Source organism: Rothia sp. HMSC069C01 (assembly GCF_001814655.1).
Lineage (GTDB): Bacteria > Actinomycetota > Actinomycetes > Actinomycetales > Micrococcaceae > Rothia > Rothia dentocariosa.
In genome coordinates, this window is sequence record NZ_KV817406.1 from 1 (window position 1) to 318 (window position 318).

Annotated in this window: 1 pseudogene; it reads left to right on the forward strand. The window is 67.3% G+C overall.

Annotated elements, in window-relative coordinates:
• Positions 1–318, forward strand: a pseudogene (locus tag HMPREF2981_RS11110) (recombinase RecJ); the annotation flags it as partial.

The window sequence follows — 318 nt, forward strand, 5'->3', positions numbered from 1 at the left end:
GCCCTCGAATTCTCACGGCTCGCCGTGGAGGCGGCACGCACCGGCGCCCCCGCCCGCGGTATTGCGGTATCGGCACACAATCGCGCAGTCGCAGACATGGCTTCAGGACTCACACGCCTGCTGTATCGGGTATGTTCCGACCGTACCGAGGCCGAATGGCGCGTGGTCGATCTGCTGGTTCCCGGGGTCCGCGGGCAGCAGCGGGCAGTTGCACAAGCGCTCGGCATTACCACCCAAGCAGTCAGCCGCACGCTCATGCGCTCGCTCTGGCACGAAGAACAGGCGGCACGCCCGGCGGTACTCGACCTGCTCAACCGG